Annotated in this window: 9 protein-coding genes; 5 read left to right on the top strand and 4 right to left on the bottom strand. The window is 28.3% G+C overall.

The genetic code is table 11. The features are described 5' to 3' along the window. Positions 1 to 63 precede the first annotated feature (63 nt). Complete coding sequence (locus tag KGF39_RS00815; protein ID WP_227820822.1) at positions 64 to 942, top strand: LysR family transcriptional regulator; 879 nt, start codon at positions 64 to 66, stop codon at positions 940 to 942. Between the two features lie 290 nt (positions 943 to 1,232). Here the strand turns inward: KGF39_RS00815 and KGF39_RS00810 are convergent, their stop codons facing one another. Further along, positions 1,233 to 1,733: a GyrI-like domain-containing protein gene (locus KGF39_RS00810; RefSeq protein ID WP_227820821.1), complete on the bottom strand. Its 501-nt coding sequence runs from the start codon at positions 1,731 to 1,733 to the stop codon at positions 1,233 to 1,235. Between the two features lie 200 nt (positions 1,734 to 1,933). Continuing rightward, positions 1,934 to 2,857, bottom strand: a complete 924-nt coding sequence (locus tag KGF39_RS00805) for a helix-turn-helix transcriptional regulator (protein WP_227820820.1) — start codon at positions 2,855 to 2,857, stop codon at positions 1,934 to 1,936. A gap of 496 nt (positions 2,858 to 3,353) precedes the next feature. On the opposite strand from KGF39_RS00805, the gene KGF39_RS00800 reads away from it, so the two are divergent. From KGF39_RS00800 to KGF39_RS00785, 4 genes are all read left to right on the top strand, one after another. Further along, a complete protein-coding gene (locus KGF39_RS00800) occupies positions 3,354 to 3,587 on the top strand; it encodes a hypothetical protein (RefSeq protein WP_227820819.1) in 234 nt (77 codons plus the stop codon). A gap of 12 nt (positions 3,588 to 3,599) precedes the next feature. Then, positions 3,600 to 4,910 carry a M20 family metallopeptidase gene (locus KGF39_RS00795; RefSeq protein WP_227820818.1) on the top strand — a complete coding sequence of 437 codons (1,311 nt, stop codon included), beginning with the start codon at positions 3,600 to 3,602 and terminating at the stop codon, positions 4,908 to 4,910. 574 nt (positions 4,911 to 5,484) lie between these two features. After that, on the top strand, positions 5,485 to 7,026 hold the full coding sequence (locus KGF39_RS00790) for an AbgT family transporter (RefSeq protein WP_227820817.1): 1,542 nt from the start codon (positions 5,485 to 5,487) through the stop codon (positions 7,024 to 7,026). Positions 7,027 to 7,059: 33 nt separating this feature from the next. Continuing rightward, complete coding sequence (locus KGF39_RS00785) at positions 7,060 to 8,166, top strand: M20/M25/M40 family metallo-hydrolase (RefSeq protein ID WP_227820816.1); 1,107 nt, start codon at positions 7,060 to 7,062, stop codon at positions 8,164 to 8,166. Positions 8,167 to 8,398: 232 nt separating this feature from the next. On the opposite strand, the gene KGF39_RS00780 is transcribed toward KGF39_RS00785, so the two are convergent. Further along, positions 8,399 to 9,685, bottom strand: a complete 1,287-nt coding sequence (locus tag KGF39_RS00780) for a transcriptional regulator (protein WP_227820815.1) — start codon at positions 9,683 to 9,685, stop codon at positions 8,399 to 8,401. Between the two features lie 52 nt (positions 9,686 to 9,737). Beyond that, positions 9,738 to 12,851, bottom strand: coding sequence for a bifunctional diguanylate cyclase/phosphodiesterase (locus KGF39_RS00775; RefSeq protein WP_227820814.1), 3,114 nt, complete (start codon positions 12,849 to 12,851; stop codon positions 9,738 to 9,740). Between the last annotated feature and the right edge of the window lie 418 nt (positions 12,852 to 13,269).

The raw sequence follows: 13,269 nt of genomic DNA, 5'->3' as shown, positions 1-13,269 counted from the left end.
TTGATAAAATAGATTATTTTGATTGAAACAATCTTGATTTGAGATTGTTTGAAAGGAGATAAAATGAACCTTAAACATTTAGAAACATTTTTACTTTTAAGTGAAATTAAAAATTTTACAAAAACTGCTGAATATCTTCACTACGCACAGTCTCATGTAACAACGCAAATAAAGCAGCTCGAAGAAGAATTAGATGTCAGACTTTTTGAACGTATTGGAAAAAACATTACTCTAACTTCTGCTGGACATGATTTAATCCCCTATGCAAAAAAAATACTAAGTCTGTCAAAAGAATTAAAAGAGAACTTTTTAAACAATGAGAAAGGACGCATAGTTATAGGTGCTTCTGAATCAATCTGCATATATAGACTGCCATATATTATAGAATCTTACCAAACTAAATATCCTGCTGTAGAAATATACTTATATGTTTTAGATACACCAGATATTATATCTTTACTATCAGACAATACAATAGATATAGCTTATGTATTAGATACTCCTATTAATCATCCAAGTTTAAAAACTGTTGTAAGAATCAGTGAAACTATTTGTGCTTTTTCCACACCTCAACAGCAATTAGCAAAAAAAGAGAATGTATCAATCTATGATTTTGAAAATCAAAAACTTATTCTAACTGGAAAAAATTGTTGCTACAGAAAAATGTTTGAAAAAGATTTATTAGAGTATTCCATAAATCCTAAAATCGTTCTTGAAACTAGCAGTTTACAAGTTATAAAACAAGCAGTTTTAAGTAATTTGGGAATATGTATTTTACCACAGTTAGTTGTTCAGAATGAGTTAAATAAGAAAGAATTAGCGAAAATTGATTATCAAACACATTATATAATAGAATCACAATTAATATATCACAAAGATAAATGGCTTTCACAGAATCTAACTAATTTCGTTGAATTAGTAAAAAACTTAAATGAATCATAAATAATGCTTACACCTAAGGAACGCTTCTTTGTGGCGTTCCTTAGTCTATATGCTTTATTCAATTTTGATGTTTCAATACTGATGTGCTGTACCATATCTTTGCAAATCTCAGATTATCGGCATATCAAGGCTCATTCGTAAGTAGTAAAATTAGTGTTTCTAATCCTTAGATATTGCGATAGATACAGTGTTTTAGGGGATAATCAAGATTTTACCGTGTTTTTTATCTAAAAAATATACATAAATATTTCCAGACTGTAAATTTTATATACTAAATCCTACAAATAAATTTACTTTATACCTATGTAGATGTGAATTTCCTGTTTATTCATATCATACATATTATTTTGATATTCTTCAAAATCACTTATATAAGTCCTATCAAAATCCATTTCCCAAAATTTAGCCCAAAACTCTCCCAAAGCTTTTTGAGCATCTCCTACTATAATAAACTTTGCATACTTACCTGCTGGTATAACTTTACTCACAACAATTTCTCCAACACTATCCTTAGCATTTAATTCGTCTAAATTATTATATTTATCCACATCAGTATTTACTTCACAACATGCAACAAAATTATACGGACTTGTAAAATCACCTTGGTAATCTGTATATAAACCTATTGTCTTTTCATTTTTTTTGCCTTTTATAGCATTGTATATACCTTTCCCCATAAATTTTTTCCATGATTCACCTATATCTTTTATCGCTTGTCCATCTTTATTTGTAGTCTCTTTTGATATTCCTATAACTATTTTTTTACTTATATTTACTATTTCATAATCCATACTTTATACCTCACTTTGTTTTTATTAATCTATTTTAGTCTTGAACTTATTTAATTATAATTTATAATATACGACACCTTTATGTCATATTTTTAATATAATTAAACTTAGTGAGACATTTTGTAACGAACAAACTTTATATAACTTCTTTAGTCTAGCTATTATTTTCTAATAAATAAATTCTAGATAAAATCTTTAGTCTAGTCATTATTTTCTAATAAATAAACTCTAGATAACTCTTTTAACCTAGTTATTACATTATCTCTAACATCTCTAGGTTCAAGTACTTCAACATTATCCCCAAATGATAAAATATATCCATAAATCCACTCCCCAACAGGAAATTCTGTAATTACATCGTATGTATTATCTTCATTCTTGGTTATTAAATCTTTATTAAAATCATCAAATACTCTAAAAAGCATCTTTTCTTTAAACCTCAATTTCAAAGTTATAGTATTTTCCTTAATTACCTTAGAATCATTCAAACATACATCCTCTATAACCTTTCTTGAAAATACTTCTTCTTTTACAACTAAATTCTTTATTCTACTAATTCTAAATATCCTAAAATCAGCCTTTAATTTACAAAATCCATACAAATACCAAGTCTTACTCTTATACATAAGCTTCATAGGCTCGACAGTTCTGTTTGTTTGACTTGAGAAACTATTTACATAATCAAAGCTTATGGTATTACGCCTTAAAATAGCTTCTTTTATTTTTGTAAATTTATCATCTTCATTAAAATTACTTCCCCATTCAGTAAAGTCTATTTCAATCCAGTTTGCAAAGTTCTGCTCTCCAAATATTGAACCAATTTTATTTACTACTGAATTTATTTCTGGATACTTTGTTGCTTGTAATGTTTTCAGTGCCACTATTAAACTCTCTTTATCTTCTTTTGACAAAATGGTCTTATCTATAGAATATTCTTCTATTAAAGATATTCCTCCTCCCTTGCCTTTCGTCGTATATACTGGTACTCCTGACATAGACAAAGTTTCTATATCTCTATATATGGTTCTTGTAGAAACCTCAAATCTCTTAGCCAACTCTTTAGCTGTTACTAGTTTTTTATTTAATAGTATTACTATTATTTCTGTTAATCTATTTATTTTCATTCACTACCACCTACTAAAGTCATTAAATTTATTTAATCTTTATTTTTACAACTAATTAAGACTGCTTCTGTATTATATTCTATTGTACTATTCATTTCTATATTTTCTAAGCTACTTTCATCCATCTATTTTAAAATTTTAATTTACTATTTTTTAATTTTATATTATTAATTTTAAAGCTTTTTACCTATTATTCCTACAATATTTAAACAATTTTTTGATAAATAAAGCCTTATTACAATATATTCAAAATATGTAATATTTTAGATATTTTTCGTTGACAATGTTAAATTTTTGTTTTATCCTTAGTTAAGGACATGTTAATGACACTTCTAAAACTTATCTGAAATAGTTTTTGTTATTTTATATAGGAAAACGTATTATGCTTAAGAAAACGTATTTTTTATTTTAGATAAGTACAATATTTAAAGATTTATTTCCTAAATCAATCTTTCCAGCCTTTGGATTTGCAACTATAATAGGACTTTTACTTAGTATGCCTTATAGCCCAACATCTGAAGTATTTTTAACTAACACTAATAATATTAACTTTATGGCTATAACTACTCCACTACTAGCTTTTGCAGGAATTTCTGTTGGAAATAAAATAGAAGCTTTAAAAGAAATGTCATGGAAAATAGTTATAATCTCAATTATTGTCTTTACAACTATATTCTTTGCATGTGCAAGTATAGCTCATATAGTTTTAAGTATTCAAGGTAAAATATAGGAGGAATTTATTATGAATAAAGAACAATTAAAATCTCTAGTAATAAAGACTATAGATGAAAATAGAGAAAAAATATTGAAAATAGGTCAAGGAATATACAAGAACCCAGAATATGGATATAAAGAATTTAAAACTACAGAAGCTGTTTCAAACTTCTTTGAACAAGAATTAAACTTATCTGTAGAAAAAAATATAGCTGTAACAGGATGTAAGGCAGATGCAAATTCTAGTAAAGAAGGTCCTCATATATCTATACTTGGAGAACTAGATGGTATATCATGTAAAGAACATAAAGATGCTAATGAAATAGGTGCATCTCATACTTGTGGTCACAATATTCAGATAGCTGGAATGTTAGGTGCTGCTGTTGGTTTAGTAAAAAGTGGCGTTTTAGAACATTTAGATGGTAAAGTATCTTTTATGGCTACTCCTGCAGAAGAATTCATTGAGTTGGAATACAGAGAACAACTAAAAAAAGAAGGAAGAATAACTTACTTTGGTGGAAAACAAGAGTTAATAAAAAGAGGTTATTTTGATGATATAGATATATCTATGATGTTTCACTCTTCTGATTTAGGAGAAGATAAGGCTCTAGTTGGTCCTGAGAGTAATGGATTCGTTGGCAAAAAAGTTAAGTTTATAGGTAAAGAATCTCATGCTGGTTCTGCTCCACATGATGGAATAAATGCTTTAAATGCAGCAATGCTTGCTATAAACAATGTAAATGCACTTAGAGAAACTTTTAAAGAATCTGAAAGAGTTAGATTCCACCCTATCATAACAAAAGGTGGAGATATAGTAAATGTTGTTCCTGCTGATGTTCATATGGAATCATATGTTAGAGCTAGAACTATAAACGGTATGATTGATGCTAATGAAAGAATAAATAAGGCTTTGATGGCTGGTGGAATGGCAGTCGGAGCTGATGTTGAAATAACTGAAATTCCTGGATATCTTCCAATATTAAGATATAAAAATCTTGATAATTTATTTAGAAACAATCTTGAAGATTTAGGTCTAAAAGGAAAAGTTATTGATGGTGGAGACTTTACAGGTTCTTTTGATTTTGGAGATGTATCTCATATAATGCCTACTCTTCACCCTATGATTGGTGGTGTAAAAGGTGCTCTTCATACAAGAGATTTTGAAATAGTTGATGAAGATTTAGCGTACATAATTCCTGCTAAAGCAATGGCACTTACAGTTGTAGACCTTCTTTTTGATAATGCTAAGGATGCTAAAGATATATTAGATGCCTTTACTCCAGTTATGACTAAGGAAGAATATCTAACATTCCTAGAAAAACACGATAAAACTTTATAAGTCTGTTAAAGATTATTTTCATAATACTAAGGGTGGTATATGCTGTAAAGGCTATACCATCCTTTGTTATCTTTCACTTTATTTTTGTAACAGGATACTTCTCTCCGTTTAGTTTTTAGATTAAACATAAACAATAAATAGTTACTAAAATATATTATCCTCTATAAAATCTCCTTGATATTTATTTATAAAAAATATGATAAAGATATTTACCCTCACGTATAGTGATAGTTTTAGCTATTCCAAAAACCCAACATTTTGTTACACTATTTGTTTTAATAACTTAATCTTCCACTAGCTTTTTATAAAATTTTATTTTAAAATTAACTTTAAAGTATATATATTGTCCAAATTTATCAGATATTTTTCGCCATTAATCTACTTGAAACATATTTAATTAACACTACTCAACCAGAAAATTCAGAAAATTGCATTGACACAGTAAAAAGTTTATTTTATACTTTCTTTAGGACATATTGTGGACACGTCTTAAATCGACAAGCAGAATTTACATTATAAATTGAACCACAATACTTATTTTTTAATTATATTTTTAAACATTAGGGAGGATATTATGAATGATAACGTAGTTAAGAAGAAAAACTTTTTTGACAGGACATTAAACAGAATAGAAACTGTTGGTAATAAATTACCAGACCCGGTTACAATATTTCTAGGGTTATGTGTACTTTTACTTATACTATCTAGTCTAGTTGGTTCTATGGGTATATCAGTAGTTCATCCTGGTACTGGCGAAACTATAACTGCTGTAAATTTATTGACTGTAGAACAGCTTCAAATTCTTTTAGGAAACATAGTTAGTAATTTCCAGGGATTCGCTCCTTTAGGTCTAGTTTTAGTAACTATGATAGGTGCTGGTGTATGTGATAAAACAGGACTTATGACAGCAACAATCAAAGCATCAGTAAGCAAGATTCCTGAAACAAAAGTAACTCTTGTTGTAATGACTATAGGTATGCTTGCCAATATAGCATCTGATGCAGGTACAATACTATTTCCACCATTAGCTGCACTTGTATATCTTGGTGTTGGTAGACATCCACTTATAGGTTTATTTTCTGGATATGCAGCAGTCTGTCTAGGATTTGCCGCAAACATTATGATAAGTGTCAATGATATACTTGCTGCAAGCTTTACAGTTCCAGCAGCTCAAATGATTGACTCTGGTTTTCAAGCTAATGCAACAATGAACTTATTTTTTATGATAGCATCAACTTTTGTTCTAATACTATTGGCAACATGGGTAACAGAAAAAATTGTAGCTCCTAGATTTGGTAAATATGAAGGAAATGCAGAATTAGATGTTGATGGGAGTCTTAATGATGTAGAAAAAAAAGGGCTTAAAAAAGCTGGTATAAGCATATTAATATATGTAGCTATTATAATAGTCCTTAGTGTAATCGGTAAAAAACCATTCTTAGCTGACCCAGAAACAGGAGATTTGCTATCAAACAATGCTCCTCTTATGAAAGGTATGGTACCTATAATAGCACTAGCATTTTTTATACCTGGTGTTGTATATGGAAAGACTATAGGTAAAATAAAGAAGGATAAGGATGTTGTCTCTATAATGGCTAGTGCAATGGGTGATATGGGTGGATATATAATACTAGCATTTGCTGCTTCACAATTTTTACAATTATTCACAAATAGTAATCTAGGTCTGATACTAGCTGTAAAAGGTGGAGAATTTTTAAAATCAGCAGGAATAAATGGACCTTTATTATTGATAGGATTTATTATATTATCATGCTTTATAAATTTATTTATAGGTAGTGCATCTGCAAAATGGGCTATTCTTGCACCTATATTTGTACCAATGTTTATGATGGTTGGATACAATCCAGCACTTACTCAGATGGCTTATCGTATAGGTGATTGTATCACAAATCCACTTAGCCCATTATTCCCGTACTTCCCTATTATACTAGCATTCACTAGAAAATACGATAAAGATGCTGGTATGGGTACTGTAATTGCTAATATGATACCATACTCTATATCATTCTTAATAGTATGGACTATATTACTTATATTATTTATGGTGTTTAATATTCCATTAGGACCTGGAATACTACCTTCATATAGTATGTAATTTTTTAAATCTTTCTAAAAGGAGAAGTAACTTATGTTAGATAAAAATAGACTTATAAATAATTTTATGGACATGGTTAGAATTGATAGCCCATCTAATCAAGAATTAGAAATGTCTAAGTGGTTGGTAAACTATTTAAAAGAAAGAAACATAGATGCCATTATAGATGATGCTGGTGAAAAATATGGTGGTAATACAGGTAATGTAATTGCGTATATAAAAGGTGAAGAAGGAAGTAGACCGCTTTGTTTATGTGCACATATGGACCAAGTTCAACCTTGCTTAGGTGTAAAACCAGTACTAGATGGTAATGTAGTTAGAAGTGATGGAACTACTACACTTGGTGCAGATGATAAGGCTGGAATAGCTGCCATACTTGAAGCTTTAGAACATGTCATTACAGAGAAAATACCACATAGAGATATTTATCTTTGTTTTACAATCTGTGAGGAAGCTGGTATGCATGGTGTCAAAAACTTTAATCCTGACAACTTACCTTGTAAAGATATGGTGATTTTAGATTCTGGTGGGGCTATTGGTTCGATAGCATACAAAGCTCCTGCTCAACAATCTATAAAAATATCTTTTCATGGGAAAAAAGCACATGCTGGTATAGAGCCTGAAAAAGGCTTAAATGCTATATTGGTAGCATCTCATGCAATAAGCAATATGCACATAGGCAGAATAGATTCATTAACTACTTCAAATATAGGTAAAATAGAAGGTGGTGGGGCTACAAATATAGTAACTGATAAGGTTACATTTACTGCTGAAATTAGGTCTCATATACCTGAAACTTTAGAATATGAGCTTAATCATATGGAGAAATGTTGTAAAGATGCTGCATCTAAATTTAATACTACCTATACTTTTGAACATAATATGTCTTATCCTAGTTTTGAACTTAGTAGAGATAGTCATGTTTTCAAGTTAAGTGAAGAAGCAATAAGACAAGTTGGTGTTGTCCCAAAACCAATGGTAATTGGTGGTGGAAGTGATGCAAATATATTAGCTAATCTTGGATATAATTGTGCTATATTAAGTCTAGGTATGTATGATGTGCACACAGTTAATGAATATGTAAATATAGATGAATTATATGATACTGCTAAAATAGTTTATCATATGATTAAATTATAAATATCATAATATAACTCTTTAAATTATAAAAATAAAAACCTATGTATCTTCAACTTTATAAGTTATATCTTAAAAGTTGTTTTACATAGGTTTTAGTATTTTGTATAATAAACTTTAGTAATTTTATATAATAACTTATTGTAGCATTCTGTATAATAAATTTTAGTATTTTATATAGTAAATTATTGCAGTAATTTATAGTATAGTAATTTATACATTTTCATGAAATCTCTTAAAACAGTATTTCAGTAATATTTTTTGGTCTTCCTCCACCAATACTAGTTTCTTTTGCACATATTCTGCCCAGACCTGCACTCACTATTTTATTTAATATACGTCTTGCACTTCTTTCACTTACGTTTAAATATTCTGCTAATTCTTTTGAATCATAAATTTTGCTTTTTCTATTTTCACTTATAGCAATAATTTTTGCAACTGATTCACAACTCATTCCAGTCTTTTTAGATATTTCTATTACCTTTTCATCAGATAACATTAAAGAATAATTTAATTCGTTTTCTGAAGCTAAAGGTCCTCTTATGTTTTCATCTTCATCTACTAAATATATACCAATTTCTTTTGAATCTATGGAGTGTCTTAATGCTTTATGTGCATTATTCTCAGCTTGATACGCAGTTACTCCTGTACCAATTCCTATACTAAGAGAAAAGCCCATATCTTTTATCTCTCTCTTTAAATTAAATAACTTATCATAATTATACTCATTGTCAGCTACCCCTTTATGAACAAATACAACATAATCATTTCTTCCAAGTAAAAATAAGGAACCTTGAATACTCCTCACATAGTTTACTACAAGCTTATCCATATCTGATTTTTTTATCATGTCAGAATAATAGTTATCTATCTTCTCTTTATAATCTATTAGACTCAATATTTCAACAGCAATTTGAGAAAATCTTGCCTTACTTAGAGCATATTCACTCTTTACTTTCTCATAACTTTCTTTGATTAATTGTATTGTAGCTTGTAAACGAAATACAGGATAACCTCTTTCTTTTAATTCATTATATACTGCACCAAAGCCAGTTAACATTATATCGTTCTTCTTTTCTTCAAATAATTTTATATGCCATTCTACAAGTTCAGACTCCCCTACTTCCAAAGAAAATGGATTACAAAATACACTTGTTGCCTTAATATCAAATTCTTTAAGTGCATCTTCCACAACATATCTATCAACTACATCTATACTAAATTTATCTATCTTTATATTTGCACTTTCTATTGCCCAAAATGCCTTCATTATGCTTGTCCCACTTCTTGGCACAAATGAATGTGGCTTACTTATCTCATATTTAGATTTTATAAACTCATAAACCGCACATCCTGTAAATATAATAGCATCACATTCATCTTCACATTTAGAAATAACTTCTATTGTATCTACAACTTTTTCTCTTACATATATTTTAGTTTTTAAATCACTGTCTATCTGTTTTAAATCATCCTTTATCTTCAACCCAGAGTCTGAAGGACCTATAATACCCACTATCATAAACTTCGCTCCTAATCCATAAATATTATACTTTCTAAAAATTATATCCTCATTATTTTCTACTTTTATTTAACTGATAAAGTAATTTCTCAAAATCATCACTTGGAATAGGCTTACAATAGTAATAACCTTGAATTACTACACAATCCAAACTAACTAAAAATTCAGCTTGCTCTTTTGTCTCTACACCTTCTGCAACTACATCCATATCTAAATCTTTTGCCATAGATATAGTATGCTTTAAAACTATTTTTTCTCTTTCTGTGATTCCTTCTTCATTAAAGAAACCACAATCTATCTTTAATGTATCAATATTAATATTTTTTAACATGTTCAATGAAGAATATGCCGAACCAAAGTCGTCCATATTTAAAATAATGCCATCCATTCTAAGGTCAGCTATTACTTTAGCAAATAGCTTTATATTTTTAATAAATAAACTCTCTGTAAGCTCTAATTCTAAAAATGATTTTGGTATACTATATTTATTTATTAAATTCAAAACAATATCTTTAAAGTGTGGATTATACAAATGTAATCTCGATACATTTACAGAAATAGGAACTGGCTCTTCACCTAAATGTATCCATTTTTTAATTAAAGAACACACTTGTTCCCATACATACATATCTAATTTAATAATAAACCCATTCTTTTCAAATAGTGAAATAAATTTAATAGGAGGTATTATACCTTTTTCTGGATGAATCCATCTAACTAGTGCCTCTGCCCCAACAATTTTATTTGTCTTAAGATTATACTTAGGTTGTAAATATACATGAAATTGCCCATCTTCAAGCGCAGATTCCATTTCTCTTTCCATCTGTTTTTCTTCAAGTGCATCATTTCTTATAGTTTCATCGTAAAACATATAATGATTCATACTCTGTTTCTTTACTTTTTTATGGGCATACCCGGCCATTTCACACGCATTTGTAATTGAGATATGATTATCTAAAATCTTATAAATCCCAAAACATGGTACTAACATATATTCAAATTGTTTCCTATTTAAGCTATTTGTAATCTTATAAATTACTCTATGAACATCTCTATCAGAGTAACTCTCATAGAAGATACAAAATACATCTGCATACATACGACAACATATACTATTAGCACCAGTGTTTTTTTGAATCAATTCTGCAATATATATTAAAGTTTTATTTCCTCCTCTAATGCCATAAATATCATTAATTACCTTGAACTTATCTATATCCATCATTATAATAACATAGCGTTTGTCAGGGTACTTTTTTAGTAACAGACTTGTTTGTTCGCAAAAACCTTCATAATTATATAACCCCGTCAATATATCCTTTTGATTTTTATGTATTTGCATAAGATGGTCTATATTTTTAATAGCAACTAAAATATGTGTCTGTTTTTCACCTAACTTATTCTTACTACTCATCTTCAGCATATAAATTAATGCCCAATAGTACCTTTTATCTGTTCCTAAACGCCTATACTCAAAATTTAGTTCTAAATCGTCTTGTTTACTATTATTAAAACTATCAATAGATTTTAGATGGGTGTTACTATCAAATAATATTCTATCATCAGGATGAATCAAATGTTTCTTGATGTATGAGAAAGTTTTCTCAGAATTCTCCTTTATAGGAAAATTAAAAATATTGTTCTCTGATTGATAAATTGGGGTAATTAAATTTTTATCTATACAAATAGACAAAATTATATCATATGTATTATAAGCTAGTTTTTCATAAGCCTTAGAATACCCCTCTATCATTAAAGATTCAAAATACACCTCGTTATTTAAATCTCTATGTTTAAATAAAACATTATTCGTTGAATCGGTTAAATCGCTAATTACCTCTATTTTACTATCTCTAAGTTTATTCTTATTATAATATCTTTTCTTATCTTGGTACATTCTTTCATCAGCAATTTTAATCAATTTATTTATGTCAATATTATCTTCACTCCAAATACCTCCTATTGACACACTATACACCATATTTTCTTTAAATTCTTCACTTAACCAAATTACTAATTCTTCAAACAATTGTTTTGAGATATCTTCACATAATACAACAAATTCATCTCCTCCAATACGGTAAACATTGTGAGAATTAAAGTATTTTTTTATTATTACACAGACTGACATAATGGCAGAATCCCCATTAGCATGCCCAAAGTTATCATTAATGTCTTTTAATCCATTTATATCTATGAATACAACTCCCATAGATTTAACTTTATCTTTGTGAAAACTTTCTATATACTTAATATATTTATTTCTATTATATGCACCAGTTAAGAAGTCATAGTAGCTCATATAATTCAATTTATTTTCTACTTTTCTTTTTTTCATCTCAGTTAACAAAAAATAAGATAGTGATGTCAAAAGAGAAGTGTCTCCAATAGCCTTATGTGGATTGTCTACTCCAATAAATCCAATTATTTTATCATCTTGTTTTAATGAAGAAGCCATTAAACTTTTAATTTTTTGAGGCTTTAAAATTTCATATTCCATTGGCTGTGTTTCCTTTATATTTTCTATGTTGTCAAGTATTATAAAGCCCTTTTGCTGGAATAACAAAAACCAATTTTTCAACTCTTCAATATCAAGATTTCTTAGTGACTGTTTTTGTTCACCAACACCTTCATTACACCATTCATATGTATTAGTTACTTTTTTTCTATCTTCTGATACTTCAAAAACATATGCTCTATCAGCTTTGTGAAATTTACCAATATTGCTTAATACAAGATTTACAGCATCAGAAAAATTAGATTCTGTTATAAGATGTTTAATACATCCAACTAATAACTCTTTTATTTCTAATTTTTCTGCTATTGATTTACTTATATTTTCCTTTTCTGTAATATCAAGAGCTATTTCTAATCGTGCAGGTTTGCCTTCCCATTTAATTAGCTTGTCCTTTAATATAAAGTGTCTATTTGTTCGAGTATTTGTATTTTCCCATATGTAATATTCATCTTCTTTTAAAATAGAATTTGTACAAAATTCACAAGGAGAATCTTTCTCTTGTAATACTTCATAACATTTTCTATGTGAGATATCATTAATCCCCATTACCTTTTTCCCAATTTTATTAATATATAAAAGCTCATATGTATCCAAAGAAGAAACATATACAATTTCATCCAACTCATCTATTAAATTTATCACATCCATTTATGTATATCTCCTTTTATCCAGATTGAATTTTTAAAGCTTTTAAAATCTCTCCAGTCATAATAAATTATTCAGATTATTCTTTTGATATATTATATAATAGCATAAAGGTTAACATAAAAAGATAAAAAAGGGCAATTTTTTTATATCAAAAAAAAGATATTAAATTGAGATTATACACATAAATGATATATTTAACAATAATTATATAAGTTTAAACAAGAAAATTTACTGAAAATATATCATTGGTGATATAGAAATCATGGAGTCCCATAATTAAATGCTTAGCGTTCTTTTAGAAAAATAGCTATGTGAATTCAAGATGAGGGTGTCTCAAAATAGAGATAAGCCTCTTTTTCATTGTTGAAATAATAAAAATATATTTTATTTCATACAAAAGAGAGTGCCTCATGAACTA

The sequence above is a fragment of the Clostridioides sp. ZZV14-6345 genome (genome assembly GCF_020657775.1).
In the GTDB taxonomy this organism is placed as follows: Bacteria; Bacillota; Clostridia; order Peptostreptococcales; family Peptostreptococcaceae; genus Clostridioides; species Clostridioides difficile_D.
The sequence above is the reverse complement of the archived record's forward strand: the minus strand, read 5'-3'. Positions and strand labels throughout refer to the sequence as shown.

Coding starts and splice junctions, on each gene's coding strand:
- KGF39_RS00775 (WP_227820814.1), bottom strand. CDS start 12,851: ATGGATGTGATAAATTTAATAGATGAGTTGGATGAAATTGTATATGTT.
- KGF39_RS00790 (WP_227820817.1), top strand. CDS start 5,485: ATGAATGATAACGTAGTTAAGAAGAAAAACTTTTTTGACAGGACATTA.
- KGF39_RS00810 (WP_227820821.1), bottom strand. CDS start 1,733: ATGGATTATGAAATAGTAAATATAAGTAAAAAAATAGTTATAGGAATA.
- KGF39_RS00795 (WP_227820818.1), top strand. CDS start 3,600: ATGAATAAAGAACAATTAAAATCTCTAGTAATAAAGACTATAGATGAA.
- KGF39_RS00805 (WP_227820820.1), bottom strand. CDS start 2,857: ATGAAAATAAATAGATTAACAGAAATAATAGTAATACTATTAAATAAA.
- KGF39_RS00800 (WP_227820819.1), top strand. CDS start 3,354: ATGCCTTATAGCCCAACATCTGAAGTATTTTTAACTAACACTAATAAT.
- KGF39_RS00785 (WP_227820816.1), top strand. CDS start 7,060: ATGTTAGATAAAAATAGACTTATAAATAATTTTATGGACATGGTTAGA.
- KGF39_RS00780 (WP_227820815.1), bottom strand. CDS start 9,685: ATGATAGTGGGTATTATAGGTCCTTCAGACTCTGGGTTGAAGATAAAG.
- KGF39_RS00815 (WP_227820822.1), top strand. CDS start 64: ATGAACCTTAAACATTTAGAAACATTTTTACTTTTAAGTGAAATTAAA.